The organism is Pandoraea sp. NE5 (genome assembly GCF_024363545.1).
GTDB classification, from domain to species: Bacteria; Pseudomonadota; Gammaproteobacteria; order Burkholderiales; family Burkholderiaceae; genus Pandoraea; species Pandoraea cepalis.
This window is the reverse complement of sequence record NZ_AP025517.1, coordinates 4,327,064-4,344,808: the sequence shown is the minus strand read 5'-3', so window position 1 is coordinate 4,344,808 and position 17,745 is coordinate 4,327,064. Positions and strand designations below refer to the sequence as shown.

The 17,745-nt window shown below is 62.7% G+C and carries 17 protein-coding genes; 13 read left to right on the top strand and 4 right to left on the bottom strand.

The features are described 5' to 3' along the window. Window positions 1–84 precede the first annotated feature (84 nt). The 3 genes from PanNE5_RS19655 to PanNE5_RS19645 form a co-directional block, all read right to left on the bottom strand. Entirely contained in the window at window positions 85–1,179 is a 1,095-nt protein-coding gene (locus tag PanNE5_RS19655; RefSeq protein WP_261938678.1) for a M14 family metallopeptidase, read from the bottom strand. 6 nt (window positions 1,180–1,185) lie between these two features. Further along, complete coding sequence (locus PanNE5_RS19650; protein ID WP_017232068.1) at window positions 1,186–2,376, bottom strand: M20 aminoacylase family protein; 1,191 nt, start codon at window positions 2,374–2,376, stop codon at window positions 1,186–1,188. A gap of 156 nt (window positions 2,377–2,532) precedes the next feature. Next, window positions 2,533–3,858, bottom strand: coding sequence for an MFS transporter (locus PanNE5_RS19645; protein ID WP_017232069.1), 1,326 nt, complete (start codon window positions 3,856–3,858; stop codon window positions 2,533–2,535). A gap of 187 nt (window positions 3,859–4,045) precedes the next feature. On the opposite strand from PanNE5_RS19645, the gene PanNE5_RS19640 reads away from it, so the two are divergent. Further along, window positions 4,046–4,900, top strand: a complete 855-nt coding sequence (locus PanNE5_RS19640) for a LysR family transcriptional regulator (RefSeq protein ID WP_261938677.1) — start codon at window positions 4,046–4,048, stop codon at window positions 4,898–4,900. 193 nt (window positions 4,901–5,093) lie between these two features. Here PanNE5_RS19640 and PanNE5_RS19635 read toward each other — a convergent pair whose 3' ends face one another. Next, window positions 5,094–5,798 carry an SDR family oxidoreductase gene (locus PanNE5_RS19635; protein WP_261938676.1) on the bottom strand — a complete coding sequence of 235 codons (705 nt, stop codon included), beginning with the start codon at window positions 5,796–5,798 and terminating at the stop codon, window positions 5,094–5,096. A 254-nt stretch (window positions 5,799–6,052) separates the two neighbouring features. On the opposite strand from PanNE5_RS19635, the gene PanNE5_RS19630 reads away from it, so the two are divergent. The 12 genes from PanNE5_RS19630 to PanNE5_RS19575 all read left to right on the top strand — a co-directional run bounded on the left by PanNE5_RS19630 (window position 6,053) and on the right by PanNE5_RS19575 (window position 17,741). Further along, the gene (locus tag PanNE5_RS19630) at window positions 6,053–6,667 is read left to right on the top strand and encodes an LON peptidase substrate-binding domain-containing protein (RefSeq protein WP_026131620.1); all 615 of its coding nucleotides are present in this window, start codon (window positions 6,053–6,055) and stop codon (window positions 6,665–6,667) included. Between the two features lie 149 nt (window positions 6,668–6,816). Further along, entirely contained in the window at window positions 6,817–7,686 is an 870-nt protein-coding gene (locus PanNE5_RS19625; protein WP_026131621.1) for a hypothetical protein, read from the top strand. Window positions 7,687–7,688: 2 nt separating this feature from the next. Continuing rightward, on the top strand, window positions 7,689–8,360 hold the full coding sequence (locus PanNE5_RS19620) for a GntR family transcriptional regulator (protein WP_026131622.1): 672 nt from the start codon (window positions 7,689–7,691) through the stop codon (window positions 8,358–8,360). 186 nt (window positions 8,361–8,546) lie between these two features. Beyond that, window positions 8,547–9,350, top strand: coding sequence for a 2,5-didehydrogluconate reductase DkgB (dkgB, locus tag PanNE5_RS19615; RefSeq protein ID WP_150564798.1), 804 nt, complete (start codon window positions 8,547–8,549; stop codon window positions 9,348–9,350). A gap of 177 nt (window positions 9,351–9,527) precedes the next feature. Continuing rightward, window positions 9,528–10,073: a tRNA adenosine(34) deaminase TadA gene (gene tadA / locus PanNE5_RS19610; protein ID WP_261938675.1), complete on the top strand. Its 546-nt coding sequence runs from the start codon at window positions 9,528–9,530 to the stop codon at window positions 10,071–10,073. Then, window positions 10,070–11,002: a muramoyltetrapeptide carboxypeptidase gene (gene ldcA, locus PanNE5_RS19605; protein WP_261938674.1), complete on the top strand. Its 933-nt coding sequence runs from the start codon at window positions 10,070–10,072 to the stop codon at window positions 11,000–11,002. Before tadA ends, ldcA begins: the two co-directional genes overlap by 4 nt. 367 nt (window positions 11,003–11,369) lie before the next feature. Next, the gene (gene puuE, locus PanNE5_RS19600) at window positions 11,370–12,314 is read left to right on the top strand and encodes an allantoinase PuuE (RefSeq protein ID WP_039829837.1); all 945 of its coding nucleotides are present in this window, start codon (window positions 11,370–11,372) and stop codon (window positions 12,312–12,314) included. Between the two features lie 146 nt (window positions 12,315–12,460). After that, window positions 12,461–12,982: a 2-oxo-4-hydroxy-4-carboxy-5-ureidoimidazoline decarboxylase gene (gene uraD, locus PanNE5_RS19595; protein ID WP_026131624.1), complete on the top strand. Its 522-nt coding sequence runs from the start codon at window positions 12,461–12,463 to the stop codon at window positions 12,980–12,982. A 101-nt stretch (window positions 12,983–13,083) separates the two neighbouring features. Next, the gene (alc, locus tag PanNE5_RS19590; protein WP_261938232.1) at window positions 13,084–14,106 is read left to right on the top strand and encodes an allantoicase; all 1,023 of its coding nucleotides are present in this window, start codon (window positions 13,084–13,086) and stop codon (window positions 14,104–14,106) included. Between the two features lie 77 nt (window positions 14,107–14,183). Continuing rightward, window positions 14,184–14,717 carry an ureidoglycolate lyase gene (locus tag PanNE5_RS19585; protein ID WP_150564802.1) on the top strand — a complete coding sequence of 178 codons (534 nt, stop codon included), beginning with the start codon at window positions 14,184–14,186 and terminating at the stop codon, window positions 14,715–14,717. Window positions 14,718–15,272: 555 nt separating this feature from the next. Further along, window positions 15,273–16,697: a circularly permuted type 2 ATP-grasp protein gene (locus PanNE5_RS19580; RefSeq protein WP_261938673.1), complete on the top strand. Its 1,425-nt coding sequence runs from the start codon at window positions 15,273–15,275 to the stop codon at window positions 16,695–16,697. A gap of 45 nt (window positions 16,698–16,742) precedes the next feature. Next, complete coding sequence (locus PanNE5_RS19575) at window positions 16,743–17,741, top strand: alpha-E domain-containing protein (protein WP_017234285.1); 999 nt, start codon at window positions 16,743–16,745, stop codon at window positions 17,739–17,741. The last annotated feature ends 4 nt before the right edge of the window (window positions 17,742–17,745 follow it).

Genomic DNA, 17,745 nt, shown 5'->3' with positions numbered 1-17,745 from the left:
GCCGTCAATCTTCGATCAGCATCTTTACTTCAATCGACTGGCAGAACGCGCTGGAACGGGCGACGCCGACGCTCACCCCGGCGCTCAGTCGACAGCACCGCGCCCCAACCCCGTTACGGCTTGCAGGATTGCCACACGCGCCTGGCCCAGAATCTGCCCTTGCCAAATCGGGTCCTCGAAGCAGAACGTCGCGCGCACCGCTGCTCGAATCGCCGCCGTCTGCGCCGCCGGCGCGTCCGGATGCTGGCGCAGCCAGGCATCCGCCCGCAGCATGTGCAGCATGTCGATGAGCGGTACCGTGCCATATTCGATGGCCATGGCGGTGACCTGCGCATCCGGACAGGCAAACCGCAACGTGTCGAGCAATGGCCCGCCAACGTTGGATGCCACCGTCGTTCCGTCGACCGGGCTGGCCAGATCGGCACCCCACCAGGCACGAGCGCGCCTGAGTTCGGCGGCGTCGACTCGTCCCACGCTGATCTTCTCTCCATGACCGGGTGGACCGAGCCCGGTATGAAAGTCGATCCAACCCACCGCTTCGCACGCCTGCGCATGGTCGTGAATGAGCGCGTCCATCAGTCGGGTGCTTGCCACCGGAGCACGCCCGCCATAGAACAACCCGTCTGCAAATCGATATTGCCCAAGGGTCAGCGCGCGCTGATACGCGGGTTCACCGTGCGCGGCGATATAGTGCGTGATCGCCGCGACATTGTCGTCCGAGGGCGGCCACGTCGGTGGCACCAGCAAGGCGTGCAGATCGGCGTAGGCATCGTTGGTCGGCAGCGGCTGTGTGAAGTCGATGCTGTTGCGGTTCAAGTCCACGTTGTCCTCGTTGGTTCGCGACAGCCACGAGAAGCCGTAAGGATTGATGGCATGCACGACAAGGATCGCCACATCAGCCGCCGCCAGGCGTGCCTGTAGCCCTGCATCGCCCAGCAGTGCGACTTGCGCCGCACTGCCGCTAAAGCCCTCCACGCCATGGGTGCCCGACGTCAGGATCAATAGCCGACGGGTGCGCGGTGCCCCGAGCCGCACAACGTCGGTCGCCAGTTCCTCGCCTTCACGCCCCGCGATGCCGGGAATGAGATGGCTCGTCACGGCGACCCCAGCAGCCCGTGCCGCGGCGGCAAAGCGCGTGCGTGCCTGGGCATAGGTCGCGGAAAAGCATGCGTTGGCCATGATGCGTTACGCGACCAGGAAGGCTTCAGCCAGACGAACCCAATACGTGGCGCCCAGCGTCAGCACATCGTCGTTGAAGTCATAGCTCGTGTTGTGCAGCATGCACGGGCCGAGTCCGTGTCCGTGTGCGCGGTGATCGCCCAGTCCGTTGCCGATATACGCGTAGCACCCCGGACGCTCCTGCAGGAAAAATGAAAAGTCCTCCGCCCCCATGGTCGGGTCGATCGGGTAGACAACGTGGTCGCGTCCGACGATCTCTCGCATGACATCGACGGCAAACTGCGTCTCGGTCGCCGTGTTGACGGTCGGTGGGTAATTGCGCACGAATGTGAATTCCGCCGTACAGCCATAGGCGGCCGCCGTGGATGTGCAGAACTCGCGCATGCGAGTCTCCACCAGATCGAGCACTTCGATGGAGAACGTACGCACGGTGCCGGCCAACGTGGCGGTGTTGGGGATGACGTTGATCGCTTCACCCGCCTGCATTTGTGTGATGGATAGCACGGCGGCGTCGATCGGACGTTTGTTGCGCGTCATGATGCTCTGCAGGCCGGTACCGATCTGCATGGCCGTCAGGACCGGGTCGATGCCATCGTGCGGCATGGCGGCGTGCGCCCCCGTCCCCTTGACGACGATCCGGAACTCATTGCTCGACGCCTGCGTCGCACCCACGCGCGCACCGAAACTACCGGCGGCGAGTCCCGGCCAGTTGTGCAGCGCGAACACTGCGTCGACCGGGAATCGCTCGAACAGGCCGTCCTGAAGCATGGCCTTGGCGCCGCCGCCGCCTTCTTCCGCGGGCTGGAAGATGAACACGATCGTGCCGTCGAACGTGCGATGCGTGGCAAGCTGCTGCGCAGCGCCCAGCAGCATGGCGGTATGACCATCGTGACCGCACGCATGCATCTTGCCGGCATATTGCGAGGCGTGCGCAAAGCTGTTGAGTTCCTGGATGGGCAGGGCATCCATGTCGGCACGCAGACCGATGGTCTTCTTGCCGGTACCGTTGCGCAACACGCCGACGACCCCTGTCTTGCCGAGGCCGCGGGTGACCTCGATACCCCAGGATTCGAGCAGACGCGCAACGATGTCGGACGTTCGCGCTTCCTCATAACGCAGCTCCGGGTGGGCGTGGAGGTCGCGGCGAATGGCCTGCAACTCGGTGGTGCGTTCAGCGATTTCGGGAATGATGGACATGTAAGCGGGTTCTCCATGGAGGCCCCGATGGCGCCGCCGCCGGCGATCGTCAAGAAAGCCGGGGCGCGACATTGGCCATGGGGCGTGTTGTGGGACTGAAGTGAGTTAGACATGCGCGAGACGACGTCCCGCGCATGGGGAGCGATGCGCGAATTGTTACTGCAGCGGCATGCGCGAGCGGTCTTGCAGCATCAGGATCGTGATGAGGCCCACCGCCGCGCCAAACATTCCGTAGTACACGACAGCGAGCTTGTCCCCCGTCCAGCTGATGAGTAGCGTGGCAATGGCGCCGGCGAAGCCGCCGAAGATCATGACCGCGAAGTTATAGCCAATCGCCATCGACGTGGCACGTACCCGCGATGGGAAGAGTTCACAGACGAAGGCGCAATACGAGCCCTGGAACAAGCCCAGCGAGAGCATCAGGCAACACTGCACGAGGATCAGCATCGGCAGTGTCGGCGTGTGACTCACGGCCAGGAACAGCGGATACGTGATGACCAGGCTGATCACGCCGGACGCTACCATTGGCTTCTTGCGGCCGATGACGTCTGAAATCCGGCCCGATGCAAAGGTGCCGACGATGTACGCGACGGCCGCGCACAGCGACGCGATCACGCTGCTCTTGAACGGAATGCCCAGCGACTTCGTGGCGTAACTCGGCATGTAGTAATAAAAGATGTACGTGCCAATGGTGCCGTACACCGTCAGGCCGAAGCCGGCCAGCACCTGTCGCCAGTGCGTGGTCACCGATTCGATGAAAGGCGAGCGCCGGGGCTCGGCATGCTGGGTGGCGTGCTTGAATACCGGGGATTCGTCCAGGCGCGAGCGCACATACAGGCCGACTGGCACGATCAGCAGGCCGATCGCGAAGGGAATGCGCCATCCGAATGCGTCGATCTGCTCCGGGGTCAGGGTTTGGGTGATACCTACCGATACGATGGCCCCGAGCAACATGCTGCAGGCCTGAGCGATCATCTGGAAGCTGCCATACACGCCGCGTCGTTCGACAGGGGCATGCTCGACCAGGAAGGCGGTGGCGCTGCCCACTTCGCCGCCGGCGGAAAAGCCTTGCAGGAAACGGCCGATCAACATCAGTACCGGTGCGGCCATGCCGATTGACGCATAGGTTGGCGCAAAGGCGATGACCGCGACACCGACCGCCATGACAGAGATGGTCAGCAGCAGGGCTGACTTGCGGCCATGCCTGTCGGCGACGTTACCCAAAACGATGCCGCCCAGCGGCCGCGTGAGGAACCCCACGCCAAACGTCGTCCAGGTGGCGAGCAAGGCGGCGGTCGGGTTATCGCTGGGAAAGAACTGGCGGGCGATGTTCGCCGCGAAAAACGTGAAAACAGTGAAATCGAACCATTCGAGCGCATTGCCGATCGTAGATACCGCAATCACGCCTACGTCGATACGTTTGCCCGATCGTTCCGGGGCTGTCGGGGTAGCGGCGCTGTCGCGCTCAACTGAAACTTCCATGGAGAGGCTCCTGTCTCGAAGTTTGACTGTGGCAAGCCGGATTCACTTGCTCCGACTGATTCTGCTTGTGTAAAAAAAGCAATAAAAGCTAGAATTTGTGATCCGTCATCGCAAATATTTTGATGAATTCGCGGTCGACGGGATCTCGACACGACCTGCGAGGAAACCCGTGAGCAACCTGCGATTCATGCGCACTTTCATAGCGGTGGCGCGGTACGGCTCGTTCGCTTCGGCGGCCGAACGTCTGGCGATGACGCAGTCGGCGGTGAGCATGCAAATGCGCGCGCTGGAAGAGGAGTTCGGTCACGCAATATTCGATCGGGTGGGGCGTTCGATTGCACTCAACGCCATGGGCCGGGCGTTGCTGCCGCACGCGCAGTTGTTGCTGGCGCAATACCAGAACATGCGCATATTGGCGTCCGGCATCGAGTCGCCCGTCGGCCCTGTCGCGATTGGTGCGATCGAGTCTGCGGTGAGCGCGTTGGCGCCCGCCGTGCTGCAAATCAAGCAGGCGCGCCCGGGCCTGGAGGTCTCGATCGTGACCGCGCGCTCGATGGAACTGACGGCCCAGCTCGACGCCGGTGATATTGACTGCGCGGTGCTGGTCGAGCCGCCGGGGCGTCGGCCCGCTGGGGTGCGCTGGACGCCCCTGTATCGCGAGCCTCTGGTGATGCTTGCCCCTTCCGGGATGAAGCAGGCGTTGAGCGCGCGGCTGCTGGCGACGGAACCCTTCCTGCGATTCGACCACACACAACGCACGGGGGCGCTGATCGATCGCGCTTTGCGGCGTCAGCGCATCAAGGTCAATGAATTCCTGGAGTTGAGTTCCATTGAAGGCATTGTGGGACTGGTGCGCCAGGGGCTCGGCGTCACCGTCGTGCCAATGCTGCGCAACGCCACGTGGGCGCAAGAAGACACCCTGCGCGTCGTCGCGCTGCCCGACGTGGCCGAGCAACGTAGCATTGGTCTGCTGGCGCGCGCCCGCGACGACAAGACCGGTATTACGAGCGTCATCGCCCAGCAGGTTCTCGCACAGGCGTGAGTTTGCGGGCGACCACGAGTCGCGTTGTCAAGCAAGCCCCGGACGAAGGGGCATCGATCGGAATGTCGGCCTGATGATCGTGGCCGTGCCTGAACCGATAGGACCCGAGGGGGAGGGCCGCTCCAATCTTGTGCGCGATGGGTGAGGGAGGCGGCCAGACCGAATGGGTCCGGTGAAGGCAGGCGCGCGACGCTCACACCGAGCGCGTAAGTCCGCCATCAACGCGAATGTTCTGGCCGGTGATATACCCACCGCCTTCCGACGCGAGGAACGCCACGGTCGCAGCGATCTCTTCCGCCGTGCCGTAGCGCTGCATCGGCACGCTCTCACGGCGTGTGTCTTGCTGCGGCAGACTGTCGATCCAGCCCGGCAGCACATTGTTCATTCGGACGTTGTCCTTCGCGTACTTGTCCGCAAACAGCTTCGTGAACGATGCCAGACCGGCGCGAAACACCGCGGAAGTCGGAAACATGTCGCTCGGCTCGAACGCCCACGCTGTCGAGATGTTGATGATCGCGCCCGCGCCTTGCTTCTGCATGATCGGTGTCACCAGCCGCGTCGGGCGGATCACGTTCATCAGATAGGTGTCCATGCCGCGATGCCAGTCGTCGTCGGTAATCTCCAGAATCGGCGCTCTCGGACCGTGACCTGCGCTATTGACCAGCACATCGATACGTCCCCAGCGTTCGACGGCCAACTCGACCAGCGTCGCCAGCGCTTCGTTCGATTGATTCGACCCCGTCACGCCCACGCCACCCAGCGCCGTGGCCAGGGCCTCGCCCTTGCCCGACGACGACAGGATGCCGACTTTGAAGCCATCTGCCGCGAGACGCCGCGCCGCGGCAGCGCCCATGCCACTGCCGCCCGCCGTAATCAACGCCACTTTTTCCACTGTCATACCGATAACCTCCAGAGACGCCGGCATGCCCACAACGGCAGCCCGCATTACGATTCGCGTCTGAAAGCGTAACATCTCGGCGCATCCCCGATGACACACCGTCTCGCTAGTTCGATGAGGCGCTGGCCGCGCGCTCGGCCACAGGGGATTGCGACAAACGGTCATCGTGTTGCGTCGCTTGCGAGCGGGTAGGCGCTATGCGCCCTGGCAAGACAATGGCGCATACCGCGAGTGACTTCGTGTCATCATATGGCATGGTCCAGATCCCACTCTTCCCGCTTGGCAACGCCCTGTTTCCTGCTGGGGTGTTGCATCTGCGCATCTTCGAGGTGCGCTATCTCGACATGATCAAGCGATGTCTCGCCGATGGCACCGAATTTGGTGTGGTCGTCCTGCGCAAGGGCAGCGAGGTACGCTTGCCCGACGGCGTCGAGGAGCCCGCCATGATCGGCACGATGGCGCGCATCGACGACTGGCGCGCGACCATGCCGTCGCTGCTCGAGCTCGTGTGCCGTGGCACGACCAAGTTTCGGCTCGCGTCCGTCGAGCAGGGGAAGTACGGGCTTTGGACGGGCGAAGCGCAAATGCTGCCGGACGATGTCAACATCGCCATCCCCGATAACTTGCAGATCAGTGCCGACACACTGGGCAAGCTGATTGCCGGTTTGCAGCGCGACCCGGCACGCGCGGCAAAATTGCCGCTCGCACCGCCGTACCGTCTGGACGAGTGCGGCTGGGTCGCGGATCGATGGGCCGAGTTGTTGCCGCTGCCGCCGCACGAGAAAGAGGCCCTTCTGGGCATCGTCGATCCGGCGGCGCGTCTGTCGCGCATTCAGGCGTTCCTGACCGATCACGGCGTGCTGTCCTGAGCGCCGACCCGGGCAGGGGGTCCGGGCGTTCGTTTCGTCAAAGCCGGCCAGACAGGCGATAATGCCGCCTGCAACGTCTTTCCATGCCGACGTTCCGCGTCGTGCCGCAGCCAGCGGCGCCGGGGGCGGCGGCATCGTCACAGAAATCCATGACAGTCCAGATCAACGAAGAACTCAAGGCGTACATCGATCCGCTCACGCCTGATGAATATGCGGCGCTCGAACAGAGCCTGCTGGCCGAGGGATGCCGCGACGCCCTTGTACTGTGGGGCGACGTGCTGGTCGACGGCCACAATCGCTACGCGATTTGCCGCAAGCACAACATCGAATTCCGTACGGTGCAGAACCTCTCGTTCAAGTCCATGGACGACGTGCGCCTGTGGATGATTGACAATCACCTGGGCCGGCGCAGCGTGTCCGATTACCAGCGCGGCGTGCTGGCGTTGCGCAAGAAGACCATTCTCGAAGCCCGCACCGGTAGCGACAATCCGGCGCAAGCCGAGGCGCCGCCGGCCGCTTCGGCGAGCGATGCGGCTGAGGCAATGGGGACCAATGCGTCGATCCCCGCGCATACGATGGCGCTCACGCGCGCGGCGTTGGCGCGTGCGGCGCGATTGTCGAGCAATACGCTGGGGCAGATCGAGCAGATCCACACGGCGGCGGCGCCGGAGCTGGTGGATGCCGTCAAACGTGGGGAGGTGTCGATCAACGCGGCCGCGGCCGTCTCGACCTTGCCGCAGGCGGCACAGGTGGCCGCGGTGGTCGCTGGCAAGCAGGAGTTGCGTGAGCTGGCGCGTCAGGTGCGTGAGGCGCGTCCCGTCAAGCCACGCAAGCGGAAGGACGACGAGATCGCTGACGAAGACGACGGCACGCCGCCGTGGGATACCACTGCGGAGCCGACCGACGAACTCACGCGTCTGTCAAAGGAACTCAAAGCCATGACCGCCGAGCGCGATGCGCTCAAGAAGCGGGTGGCCCATCTGACCATTGCGCTGGCGGAGGCGCGAGCGGGCAAGTAAGTATGCGAACACCCAGATCCCAAGCCCTTCATGAGGCCATCCGCGACACGCTGCGAGACGAAATCTTGCGCGGCGTGCTCCCGGGTGGGTATCAACTGCGTCAGGAAGCCCTGGCTGAGCGTTTCAACGCAAGCCGGGTGCCGGTGCGCGAAGCGTTGCGGCAATTGGAAGCGGAGGGGTTGGTTACCCACCCTCTGAACCGTGGCGCGACCGTGACGAGCATGAACCTCGAGCTATTGTGCGAGTTGCTCGACATTCGTGTCGCGCTCGAATGCCATGCCGCGAAGCTTGCCGTGCCCAACATGGCGGAGCGCGACTTCCAGGGGATGGAACAGATCCTGGCGGACTACTCGGCGTCCGAAGCCGTCTCGGAGTGGGCCGAATACAACCGACGTTTCCATCTTGCGCTGTCGGCGCCCGCCAACAACCGCCGTTTGCGGATGCTCGTCGAAGCCTACTGCCTGAACACCGACCGCTACTCGCATCTGGCGATGTCGCAGGCGACCGGCAAAGAGAACCCGCAGCACGATCACTACGAAATTCTCGCGGCATGCCGGCGTCGCGACGTGGGGGCAGTCGTGTCCCTGCTCGAGGCGCATATCCTCGCCACCCGTAACGAAATCAAGGCGATGGCGCGCGAAGACGCCAGCTTCCTCCCGCAGGCTGCTGTCTGAGTCGCCCCTGTCGATCACAGCGGTCGACGCCCCGATTCGCGCTTATTTGTGAATTCAGTGCACGAATCTTGTTCGTCTGAGGGGGCTTCTTGTGCGTGCGCGAATCCGGGACACTGTGCGCTTCCGTCGCGCCGTTCAACGGGCGTTGATTTCCTTGGCGCGACGCATCTGACAGGAGTTGCACTCATGAGTCTTCCCGCCTTTGGCCTCGGCACGTTCCGTTTGAAGGGGCAAACCGTCGTCGATACCGTTACCCAGGCGCTCGCGCTGGGATACCGCGCGATCGACACCGCGCAGATCTACGAGAACGAAGCCGACATCGGGCACGCACTGACGGCATCGGGCGTCAAGCGTGACGCGTTGCATCTGACCACCAAGATCTGGGTCGACAACTTTTCCCGTGACAAGTTGATTCCGAGCCTGAAGGACAGTCTCTCGAAGCTCGGCACCGACCGGGTCGATCTCACGCTGATTCACTGGCCGTCGCCGGCCAATGCAGTGCCGATGGCGGAATATCTTGGCGCGTTGCGCGAAGCCCGCGAGCAGGGCTTGACCCGTGCCATCGGCGTGTCCAACTTCACCATTGCGCTGCTGCAGCAGGCCATTGGCATTGTTGGGCCGGGCGAGTTGGCGACCTTGCAGATCGAGCTGAGTCCATACTTGCAGAACCGCAAACTGGCGGAATTTGCGCGTTCGCAGGGCGTTCACGTCACGTCATACATGACGCTGGCGTACGGAAAAGTTTTGAACGATCCGGTGCTCGTGAAAATTGCCGAGGCGCACGAGGCTACCACGGCGCAAGTCGCGCTTGCCTGGGCGATGCAGCAGGGATACGCCGTCATTCCGTCGTCCACCAAGCGCGAGAATCTGGCGAGCAACATGAAGGCGTGCGACCTGAGGCTAAGCAATGACGACATGGCACGGATCGCCACGCTCGATCGCAACGAGCGTCAGGCCAATCCGGCGTCGCTCGCGCCCGCTTGGGACTGAAATACGCGCGAGTCGGGGGATTGCGGGTGCGGCGGGGGCTTGCGGAGCGCGCGCCCGATGTGTGACGGTGGCGGGGCGTGTGCGAGAATAGCGCATTGCCGATAGCGGCCAATTGCGCTGTGCGTAGCGCGTCCGAAATGGGGCGGGCGACGTGCGGCGGCTTTTCGTCAACGTTTCATGAATCGAGATTTACCCGCCACCGACGAGACCTACATGGGCCTGGCGCTGCAGCAGGCCCGTGCCGCGATGGTGCAGGGAGAGGTGCCGGTGGGTGCCGTCGTCGTTTGCGACGGACAGGTGATTGCCGTTGGGCACAACTGTCCAGTCGGCGGCCACGACCCGTCGGCTCATGCCGAAATGCAGGCGCTGCGCGCGGCGGCACAGGCGTTGGGCAACTATCGTCTGCCGGAATGCGAACTGTATGTGACGCTCGAGCCGTGCGTCATGTGTGCGGGTGCGATCATGCATGCGCGCGTGAAGCGCGTCGTGTATGGGGCAGCGGATCCCAAGACCGGGGCGTGCGGCAGCGTGGTCGACCTGTTCGCGGAACCTCGGCTCAATCATCATGCCGAAGTGCTCGGCGGCGTCATGCGCGACGAGTGCGTCGACATTCTCCAGACCTTCTTCAGTGAACGACGTGCCGCTGCGAAGGCGCGTCGCTCGTCGGCGTCCGCCGAGGCGGTGGGCGAGACCCCAACCCCAACACCGGGATCCCTCAATTGACGCAGACCAGGCTTCTCGAACTGATTGCCCCGTCGGGCTACGCCCCCGACCCCGACGTCGCCTTGCGCGGCATCGAGACATTGGAGCGACTCGGCTACACCGTCAGCAATCGCGAGGCGCTTGCGCGTCGGTACTTGCGCTTTGCGGGAACCGATGCCGAGCGCGTTGCCGAAATCAACCAGCTGGCGGGGCGTGAGCATCCCGTGCCCGAGATCGTGCTCGCGGTGCGTGGCGGATATGGCGCCGTGCATCTGCTCGACCAGCTTGACTACGAAGGCCTGCATCGCCGGTTATCGGGAGCACCGGTCGCCATCATCGGTCATAGCGACTTCACGGCCGTGCAGTTGGCACTGTTGGCGCAGGCCCAGCTCACCACGTTTGCGGGGCCGATGTTGCTGGCGGACTTCGGGGCCGATCCGCTGAGCGATTTCACCCTGACGCAATTCCAATCCGTATTGCGTTCGCCGAGTCACGTGGCCCAGTGGCTGGGGGATGGGGCGAGCGGCGATATCGACGTGTCGGGCACCTTGTGGGGCGGCAACCTGGCGATGGTCTGCAGCCTGATCGGTACCCGGTACCTGCCGCAGATCGAGGGGGGCGTGTTGTTCGTCGAAGATGTCAACGAGCCGCCGTATCGCGTTGAGCGGATGCTGTACCAGTTGCATCAGTCCGGCATTCTGGCGCGTCAACGTGCGTTGGTGCTTGGGGATTTCTCACAGTACCGAGTGACCGAATATGACAACGGATACGACATGCCGGCGATGATCGAAAGCGTGCGTAAAGTGATCGGCATTCCGATCGCGACCGATATGCCGTTTGGTCACTGTCCCGACAAACTGACCTTGCCGGTGGGCGGACAGGCCAGACTGCAGACATCCGGGGCGCAGGTCACGCTGACGCTTACGGGATATCCCTATCTGTACGCGTAATTTCCAAGCGAGCGCCGACTGAGCGTTCGATAAAGCGGCATAGCGGCAAGCGAAAGCACGCCGGGTCGAAACAACGGCCCGGCGTGCTTTTTTGTTGTTGCGTCGATTTACGTCTATTGGGCGAGGTTGCGTGATTTTTTGCGTTATTTGAGGGTGTTTTTGGTGGGTTTGTCGACAACCAAGATCCACGGGCGGGGAGGGTGCCGAATGAGCGCGGGCGAAGGAGCGCGCGTGAACGGGCGGGGCCGTGCGGGGGCGACTATACGTTTAAGCACAGCCTGAATATCCGAATCTGGCTATGTTTCCGCGGGATGGATTTGGCTACACTGCTTCGATCATTTCGCCATTCCCCGAATGCCAGGACACCATGGCCAGCCACATTGCAAGTTCCAGCGACTATCCGCGCGACCTCATCGGTTATGGCCGTCACGTACCGTTTGCCGACTGGCCGGGGCGTGCGCGCATTGCCGTTCAGTTCGTCCTGAATTACGAAGAAGGCGGCGAGAACTGTGTATTGCACGGCGATCGCGCGTCCGAGCAATTCCTGTCCGAGATCATTGGCGCGGCGGCGTACGAAGCGCGTCACATGAGCATGGAGTCCATTTACGAATATGGGTCGCGGGCGGGCGTGTGGCGCATCTTGCGCGAATTCGAGCGCCGCGGGCTTCCGTTGACCGTGTTTGGCGTGGCGATGGCCATGCAGCGTCATCCTGAGGTGACAGCCGCTTTTCAGGAATTGGGGCATGAGATCGCGTGTCACGGGTGGCGCTGGATTCATTACCAGAACATGGACGAGGCGACCGAGCGCGAGCACATGCGCATCGCGATCGACCTCTTCAAGGCAATGACGGGTAGCGCGCCGCTTGGCTGGTACACGGGTCGTGACAGCCCGAATACGCGGCGTCTGGTGGTCGAGCAGGGCGGGTTCGTGTACGACTCCGACAACTATGGCGACGACCTGCCATTCTGGACACAGGTGCGGACCGGCACGGGCGACGTCAAGCCTCACCTTGTCGTGCCTTACACCCTCGATTCCAACGACATGCGCTTCGCGGCACCGCAGGGCTTCAATACGGCGGATCACTTCTTCCATTATCTGCGCGATGCGTTTGACGTCTTGTATGCGGAAGGGGACGAGGCACCGAAGATGTTGTCGGTGGGCATGCATTGCCGCTTGCTGGGTCGCCCAGGGCGATTTGCGGCGTTGCAGCGATTCCTCGATCACATTGAGAAACATGATCGTGTGTGGGTGTGTCGTCGTATCGACGTGGCACGTCACTGGCAGACGCGCCATCCGTACGTGGCGGCGTGAGCGAGCAGATTTGGGTGAGGCGGCTACGTTGGGAACCGGCGTGGTCACTGGTAGAAATTTGAATCCGAAAGGCGTCACTCGGCTGTGCGAAAAGCATGGCGGGGCGCCACCTTTGTTCTCCGGGAGAGCAGTGAATGAACGCCCCGTTGTCTATGACCCAACGTACCGTTGCCGAACTGTCGGCGTTGCCCCGTGCCGAGTTCGTTGCGGCGCTCGACGGCATCTTCGAGCATTCGCCTTGGGTGGCCGAAGCGGCTTGGGACGACCGTCCGTTTGCCACCGTCGAGGCGTTGCAGGACGCCATGTGTCAGGCCGTCATCGATGCTGGCGAAGGCCCTCAGCTCGACCTCATCCGTGCTCACCCCGAATTGGCGGGCAAAGCGGCCGTACGAGGCGAACTGACGGCCGAGTCCACGCGTGAGCAAGCGGGGGCGGGGCTGGACCAGTGCAGTGCCGATGAATTTGCGCGGCTGACCGAACTCAACGATGCGTACAAAGCCAAGTTCGGGTTCCCTTACATCCTGGCGGTGCGTGGGCATACGCGTGCCAGCATCATCGAAAACTTCGCGGCGCGCGTTGCAAACAGCCGGGCGGACGAGATCGACGAATGCTTGCGACAGATCTTCCGTATCGCCGGATTCCGTCTGCAGGATCTGGTTCGCGACTGAACCGAAAGGAGACTGGGCGGATAGTGTCGGCCCGAGTGGTTTCCGTCCGTTGCAACCCGATTCGTCCCGTTTCAGACATTACCCAGCATCAAGGAGTTGGCATGGCCCTCGCCCCGCAAGACCCGAACGCACCGGAATTTGTGCGCCGTTACGTCAACTTGGCTGATCCGCGCCTGGGTGCGCAGGCGTTGGAGGCCAGCGACGAGTTTTTCGCGGCCAAGGAGCGCATGCTCAACCCTGAGCCGGCCGTGTTCATCCCTGGCAAATACGACGACAACGGCAAGTGGATGGATGGTTGGGAGACACGTCGCAAGCGTGTGAACGGCTACGACTGGTGTGTGGTCAAGCTGGCGCGACCGGGCGTGTTGTTTGGCGTTGACCTCGACACCAGCCACTTCACCGGCAACTTTCCGCCGGCCGCGTCGCTCGAGGGTTGCCACAGCCCGGACGGCGCCCCGGGCGAGTCGGCCGAGTGGTTCGAATTGCTGGCGTCGACCAGCTTGCAGGGCAATGCGCACCACTACCATGCGATTACGCAGTCGCGTGCGGTGACCCATGTGCGAGTGAACCTGTACCCCGATGGTGGCCTGGCGCGTTTGCGCGTGTATGGGTTGCCGCAGAGCGATTGGGCGCGACGCTCGCGTGACGAGTTGATCGACCTCATCGCGATGGAGAATGGCGGTTACGTCGTCGCGGCGAACAACCAGCACTTCGGGATGGCATCGAACCTGTTGATGCCGGGCCGGGGGGTGAACATGGGCGATGGGTGGGAGACGCGTCGACGTCGTGAGCCGGGCAACGACTGGGCGATCATTGCGTTGGCGCAGCCGGGCGAGATTGCGAAGATCGAAGTGGACACGGCGCACTTCAAGGGCAACTTCCCGGATCGTTGTTCCATTCAGGCGGCGTATGTGACGGGCGGCACCGAGCAGTCCTTGATTACGCAGTCGATGTTCTGGCCGGAGTTGTTGCCTGAGCAGAAATTGGCGATGGACAAGCAATTCAGCTTTGAGGAGCAGGTACAGAGGCTGGGGGCGATCACGCACATTCGCTTCAACATCATTCCGGACGGGGGTGTATCGCGTTTGCGGTTGTGGGGCCGGTTGAGCGAAAAGAAAGCGTAAGCGCGAATGAATCCCTCTCGCGCCCGGCAGGGGTGCGAGAGGGGGGGAAATGAAAAAAGGAAAAAAAGGAGAGTGACATGGCGGGAGCGGCGTTGAAGATCGAGCGATTGACGCGAGAGGCGTTTGCGCCGTTTGGCGATGTGATTGAGTTGTCGGGGGCGAAGCATTTCGGGATCAATGGCGGGACGACGGAGCGGTTTCACGATTTGGCGACGGTAGATTTGGGGCCGGAGGGCGGCCGCACGTTGGTCAATGTGTTTCGTGGCCAGCCGAGGCAGTTGCCGTATGAGGTGAAGATGTTGGAGCGGCATCCGTTGGGGAGTCAGGCGTTCATACCGTTGAAGACGACGCCGTACTTGGTGGTGGTAGCGCCGGCGGGCGAATTGGACGTGAGTCAGATGAGGGCGTTTGTTTCGGAGGGGTGGCAGGGGGTGAACTATGCGCGTGGCGTGTGGCATCACCCGTTGTTGGCGTTGGATGAGGTGAGTGACTTCGTGGTGGTGGATCGGGGTGGAGAGGGTCACAACTGTGACGAGCAGGATTTGCCGGGCACGTATGTGTTGACGCGAGCGGCGTTGGAGGCGGTGCGCTCAGCGCGAAAGGCCGCATAAGCAAAGCGGTAGCGAACGATAAGTGCAGGACAGTGAAGACGCCGGGGAGAGCCCGGCGTTTTGCATATGGGGGGATGAAAAAGCGAGGGAGGGAGGAGCGCGAGAGGAGACGCTAGGAGGCACTAGGAGGCACTAGGAGAAGCAAGAAGGAGGTAGGAGGAGAAGAGGGACTGGAGAGGCGTGGGCGACGACGCGGCCGTCCTGCGGCAGATGCGGAGCACGCGCGGGGCGGGTGCGGCGTCGCGATGGCGATGGAGACGGGCGGTGTCGACGGGACAGGGGCGGTGTGGGGGGAGGCGTGGGAAGCGGGCGGTGTCGGTGGGGGGACTGGGGGCGTGGAGGGGGATGGACCGGGGCCCCTTTCTGCAGCGAGTTGGGTTTATGTTTGAGAGGCGGAAAGGGGCCCCGGTCCGTCTAGGGGAGTGGTGTTGAGTTCAAATCACGGATGTGGTGCAAAAAAATGCATGGGGCGCACGAAAATCGTGCGAAAGGGATAAAAAACGGCACGGGCATGGATATTGCACGATCTCGACACAGCAATTTGCGGAGAAGCAAATGGTCGAGAGCTACAACGAGATGGCGAGCATCACGGGTGCGACGCGTGCGCATTACCGGCGGTTTGACGATTGGCTTAAATGTCAGTCCGAGGATGTCTTGCACCACAAGCGGGCCGAGGCCGACTTGGCGTTCCGGCGAGTGGGGATCACATTTGCTGTGTATGGCAATGAGGCGGGCACAGAGCGCTTGATCCCATTCGATTTGATTCCCAGAATTGTTCCTGCCCAGGAGTGGCAGACCTTGCAGGCGGGTTTGCGCCAGCGCGTGGACGCGTTGAACCGGTTCGTTCATGACGTCTACCATGAGCAGGACATCTTGCGTGCCGGGGTCATTCCGGCGGAGCAGGTATTACAGAACGCGCAGTATCGTCCCGAGATGCAGGGGGTGGACGTACCGGGCGACATTTACGCACATATCGCGGGTGTGGATATCGTGCGGGCGGGGGCGGGCGACGATGGCGTGTTCTACGTGCTGGAGGACAATCTCAGAGTGCCGTCCGGCGTGTCGTACATGCTGGAAAACCGCAAAATGATGATGCGGTTATTCCCTGAACTGTTCGCGAGAAACCGGATTGCGCCGGTCGAGCATTATCCTGACCTGTTGCTAGACAGTCTGCGCGCCGTGGCGCCGGTGGGGGTCGACGATCCTACCGTCGTCGTCATGACCCCGGGCATCTACAACTCCGCGTACTTCGAGCATGCCTTTCTGGCGCAACAGATGGGTATCGAGTTAGTCGAGGGGCAAGACCTGTTCGTCGAGGACAACCTCGTCTACATGCGAACCACCAATGGTCCGAAGCGCGTCGACGTCATCTATCGCCGAATCGACGACGACTTTCTCGACCCGTTGGCCTTCCGCGCCGACTCCACCTTGGGCGTGCCTGGCTTGCTCAGCGTCTACCGGGCGGGGCGTGTCACCTTGGCCAATGCCATCGGGGCCGGCGTTGCCGACGACAAATCCATCTACCCGTTCGTGCCGGACATGATCGAGTTTTACCTCGGTGAGAAGCCCATTCTCAACAACGTTCCGACCTACCAATGTCGTCGAGCGGACGATCTCGCCTACACCCTCGACAACCTTGGCGAACTCGTCGTCAAAGAAGTGCATGGTGCCGGAGGCTACGGCATGCTCGTGGGCCCGGCGGCCACCCGAGCCGAAATCGAGGCATTCCGCCAACGGCTCATCGCCAAACCCGACGGCTACATCGCCCAACCTACGCTCGCACTGTCCGCGTGCCCCACCTTCGTCGAGGCCGGCATTGCGCCGCGACACATCGACCTGCGTCCCTTCGTGCTCTCCTCCGGCAAAGGCGTCACCATGGTGCCGGGCGGACTCACCCGCGTTGCGCTTACCGAAGGCTCACTCGTCGTCAATTCCTCCCAGGGCGGGGGGACAAAAGACACCTGGGTACTCGAAAAATAAGCCACGTTCGCCGGACACGACAAAAAATCCTATCGGGAAGCCATCATGCTCAGCCGTACCGCCGATCACCTGTTCTGGATGGCTCGCTACATGGAGCGGGCCGAAAACACCGCACGCCTGCTCGACGTCAACTTGCAGAACCTGCTCTTGCCGCAAGATGCCATCGACGACGACGACGATGCCGACGGCGCCCGTGCGCACGCCGGCACCTTCAACGACGAGGCTGGCTGGCGCGCCACCTTGCGCATCTCCGAACTCGAGCCCGCGTTCAATCGCAAACATGGGCGTGCCACGCGTGCCAATGTCCTCGACTTCGTCGTACGTGACCGCGATAACCCATCGAGCATCGCCTGTTGTCTCGAGGCGGCACGCGAAAACGCGCGCGCCGTGCGGGGCACGCTCACCACCGAACTATGGGAAACCGTCAACAGCACCTGGCTCGAATTTCCGCGCATGCTCGACTTGCTGGAGCGCGACCCGGCCCAACTATTCGAATGGGTCAAAGTGCGCTCGCACCTCTCGCGCGGCGTCAGCTTCGGCACCTTGTTCCAGGATGATGCTTTCTACTTTACTCGGCTTGGCCTATTCCTGGAGCGCGCCGACAACACCGCGCGAATTCTCGACGTCCGCTTCCACGAAGCCGTGCGCACCGACCGCGCAGGCCCCGACGCCTCCCATCCCACCGACTTCTACTACTGGTCCGCCGTGCTGCGCAGCGTGTCCGGCTTCGAGATCTACCGCAAAGTCTACCGAGACGTGATTACCCCAGAGCGCGTCGTCGAACTGCTCATGCTCAACGCGCACATGCCACGCTCCTTGCTCGCCTCGCTCAGCGGCGTATGCGAAAACCTCGCCACCCTGTCCAATGCCCAGTCCGGGGATGTGGAACGCTACGCGGGAAAATTACAAGCCGAACTCAAGTACACCGACATCCAGCAGATCCACCAACAAGGCCTCCACCCCGTCCTGACTGCATTCCTCGAGCGCGTCTCCGTGCTCGGCAACAAGATCAGCCAGACCTTCCTGATCCCGCTCGCCGCCTGATGCC

Bases quoted from the DNA above. Each gene is read 5' to 3' on its own strand.
- PanNE5_RS19655 (WP_261938678.1), bottom strand. From the start codon at position 1,179: ATGGCCAACGCATGCTTTTCCGCGACCTATGCCCAGGCACGCACGCGC.
- PanNE5_RS19650 (WP_017232068.1), bottom strand. From the start codon at position 2,376: ATGTCCATCATTCCCGAAATCGCTGAACGCACCACCGAGTTGCAGGCC.
- PanNE5_RS19645 (WP_017232069.1), bottom strand. From the start codon at position 3,858: ATGGAAGTTTCAGTTGAGCGCGACAGCGCCGCTACCCCGACAGCCCCG.
- PanNE5_RS19640 (WP_261938677.1), top strand. From the start codon at position 4,046: ATGCGCACTTTCATAGCGGTGGCGCGGTACGGCTCGTTCGCTTCGGCG.
- PanNE5_RS19635 (WP_261938676.1), bottom strand. From the start codon at position 5,798: ATGACAGTGGAAAAAGTGGCGTTGATTACGGCGGGCGGCAGTGGCATG.
- PanNE5_RS19630 (WP_026131620.1), top strand. From the start codon at position 6,053: ATGGTCCAGATCCCACTCTTCCCGCTTGGCAACGCCCTGTTTCCTGCT.
- PanNE5_RS19625 (WP_026131621.1), top strand. From the start codon at position 6,817: ATGACAGTCCAGATCAACGAAGAACTCAAGGCGTACATCGATCCGCTC.
- PanNE5_RS19620 (WP_026131622.1), top strand. From the start codon at position 7,689: ATGCGAACACCCAGATCCCAAGCCCTTCATGAGGCCATCCGCGACACG.
- dkgB (WP_150564798.1), top strand. From the start codon at position 8,547: ATGAGTCTTCCCGCCTTTGGCCTCGGCACGTTCCGTTTGAAGGGGCAA.
- tadA (WP_261938675.1), top strand. From the start codon at position 9,528: ATGAATCGAGATTTACCCGCCACCGACGAGACCTACATGGGCCTGGCG.
- puuE (WP_039829837.1), top strand. From the start codon at position 11,370: ATGGCCAGCCACATTGCAAGTTCCAGCGACTATCCGCGCGACCTCATC.
- alc (WP_261938232.1), top strand. From the start codon at position 13,084: ATGGCCCTCGCCCCGCAAGACCCGAACGCACCGGAATTTGTGCGCCGT.
- PanNE5_RS19585 (WP_150564802.1), top strand. From the start codon at position 14,184: ATGGCGGGAGCGGCGTTGAAGATCGAGCGATTGACGCGAGAGGCGTTT.
- PanNE5_RS19580 (WP_261938673.1), top strand. From the start codon at position 15,273: ATGGTCGAGAGCTACAACGAGATGGCGAGCATCACGGGTGCGACGCGT.
- PanNE5_RS19575 (WP_017234285.1), top strand. From the start codon at position 16,743: ATGCTCAGCCGTACCGCCGATCACCTGTTCTGGATGGCTCGCTACATG.